Genomic DNA, 2,741 nt, shown 5'->3' with positions numbered 1-2,741 from the left:
CGCTCGTACTATCTATAGCTCGTCAATCGCTTGCGTCTCCGCTTCATTTATTTTTTTTTTAAAGCTTCGCCCCCCCCCGAGACCCTCCCCCCCTCTTTTCTTCGGCAGCGTCAGTTGTGTAAAAGAGACGGGGCCGTCACCCCCCTCGCCTTCCAGGCCGACCTCATCGACCGCGCCCGCGCCGACCGCAAGCGCATCGTCATGCCCGAGCCCGAGGACGACCGCGTCCTCCTCGCCGCGGCCGAGGTCCTCGCCCGCGGCATCGCCGACATCACGCTCGTCGGCGACGCCTCCGCCGTCGCCGCCCGCTCCGGCGAGCTCGGCATCGACCTGTCCGCCGCCACCGTCGTCTCCGTCGACGACCCCGAGCTCTCGGAGAAGTACGCCGCCGAATTCGCGCGCCTGCGCGCGAAGAAGGGCGTCACCCTCGAGCAGGCGCGCGACAAGGTGAAGGACGTCTCCTACTTCGGCACGATGATGGTCCACATGGGCGACGCCGACGGCATGGTGTCGGGCGCGGCCCACACGACCGCCCACACGATCGTCCCCTCCTTCCAGATCATCAAGACCGCACCCGGCGTCTCGATCGTCTCCTCGATCTTCCTCATGCTGATGAAGGACCGCGTCTGGGCCTTCGGCGACTGCGCCGTCAACCCCAACCCGACCCCCGAGCAGCTCGCCGACATCGCGATCACGTCCGCGAGGACCGCCGCCCAGTTCGGCGTCGACCCCAAGGTCGCGATGCTCTCCTACTCGACGGGGACCTCCGGCTCCGGCCCCGACGTCGACGCGGTCGCCGAGGCGACCCGCATCGCCCGCGAGAAGGCGCCCGAGCTCGCGATCGAGGGCCCGATCCAGTTCGACGCGGCCGTCGACGCGGCCGTCGCTTCGAAGAAGCTCCCTGGCTCCCCGGTCGCGGGCAAGGCGAACGTCTTCGTCTTCCCCTCGCTCGAGGCGGGCAACATCGGCTACAAGGCCGTCCAGCGCTCCTCCGGCGCGGTCGCGGTCGGCCCGGTCCTCCAGGGCCTCAACAAGCCGGTCAACGACCTCTCGCGCGGCGCGCTCGTCGAGGACATCGTCAACACGGTCGCCCTCACCGCCGTCCAGGCCCAGGGCTGAGGCTCGTTCGGGGGCGGCGCCGGCGCCGCCCCCGAACCCGCCCTCGTCCCCGCGAGAGCATCACCTTCCCCCGCCGAAAGCATCACTTTCCTCCGCCGAAAGCATCACTTCCGCTCACCGACGCTCCCCGCGAGCACCACCTCCACCCGAAAGGCGCACACGTGGCACCCAAGACCGTCCTCGTCATCAACTCCGGCTCCTCGTCGATCAAGTACCAGCTCGTCGATCCCGCGTCCGGCGACGCCATCGCCAAGGGCCTCGTCGAGCGCATCGGCGACCCGGTCGGCAGGATCAAGCACTCGTACAAGGGCGACGAGACCATCCGCGAGATCCCGATTCCGGACCACGAGTATGGCATGCGCGAGATCCTCTCCCTCTTCGACGTCAAGGGCCCCGCCCTCGCCGAGGCCGGCGTCGTCGCCGTCGGCCACCGCATCGTTCAGGGCGGCAAGTACTTCGACGGCCCCGCGCTCGTCACCGACGAGGTCCGCGACCTCATCGAGGACCTCTGCCCGCTCGCGCCCCTCCACAACCCCGCGCACCTCAAGGGCATCGACGTCGCCCGCGACCTCATGCACGACATCCCCCACGTCGTCGTCTTCGACACCGCGTTCTTCCAGCAGCTCCCCGACAAGGCCGCGACCTACGCCCTCAACGCCGAAGTGGCGGAGAAGTACTCGGTCCGCCGCTATGGCGCGCACGGCACCTCGCACCAGTACGTCTCCCAGGAGGTCGCGAAGTTCCTCGGCCGCGACGATCTCAAGCAGATCGTCATGCACCTCGGCAACGGCGCGTCCGTCTCCGCGGTCCGCGACGGCAAGCCGATCGACACCTCGATGGGTCTCACCCCGCTCGAGGGCCTCATGATGGGCACCCGCACCGGCGACATCGACCCGGCCGTCGTCTTCCACCTCGCCCGCCAGGGCGGCATGTCGATCGACGAGATCGACCACCTCTTCAACAAGGAGTCCGGCATGAAGGGACTCACGGGCGAGTCCGACATGCGCTCCGTGTGGGAGCTCATCTACTCCGACGCCGACCCGGAGGCGCAGGCGAAGGCCCGCCTCGCGATGGACGTCTACATTCAGCGCCTCCTCAAGTACGTCGGTTCCTACACCGCCGAGCTCGGCGGCCTCGACGTCATCACCTTCACCGCCGGTATCGGCGAGAACGACTGGGACGTCCGCCGCGAGCTCGCTGAGGCGCTCGCTCCCTTCGGCGTGAAGATCGACCTCGAGGCGAACGACGGACGCATCCACGAGCCGCGCGTCATCTCGACGCCCGATTCGAAGGTGACGCTCCTCGTCTACCCGACGAACGAGGAGCTCGCCATCGCCCGCCAGGCGCTCACGCTGGTCTGAGTCGCGCGTCCCGAGGGGCGGTCCGGACGCGTTCCGGGCCGCCCCTCGGCGTCTGCGCGCTCGTCTTTCCTTCTGCTCCTCGCTCTTCATCGACGAGGCCGGGGCGCGCTCCATTTCCAGGGGAGAAGGTGATGGGCGGTTTCAGGTGGTGAGTGCAACGCCTTGAGTGTGTGGGGTGGTTGCTGTGGGTTTTCGTTGTTCTGAGGCGGTTCGCCGCCAGGTGTTGGATCTGCTGATTGAGGGTGTGCCGGTTAGGCAGGT

At 68.2% G+C, this 2,741-nt stretch carries 1 protein-coding gene and 1 pseudogene; both read left to right on the top strand.

Annotated features, from left to right (window positions below):
- Positions 1-1,119, top strand: a pseudogene (pta, locus tag DY157_RS11080) (phosphate acetyltransferase); the annotation flags it as partial.
- A 161-nt stretch (positions 1,120-1,280) separates the two neighbouring features.
- Entirely contained in the window at positions 1,281-2,480 is a 1,200-nt protein-coding gene (locus tag DY157_RS11075; RefSeq protein WP_115728708.1) for an acetate/propionate family kinase, read from the top strand.
- Positions 2,481-2,741 lie beyond the last annotated feature (261 nt).

It is taken from the genome of Actinomyces culturomici, from assembly GCF_900499005.1.
Classification (GTDB): Bacteria; Actinomycetota; Actinomycetes; order Actinomycetales; family Actinomycetaceae; genus Pauljensenia; species Pauljensenia culturomici.
Note: the sequence above shows the minus strand (reverse complement) of the source record. Positions and strands in the feature narration are given on the sequence as shown.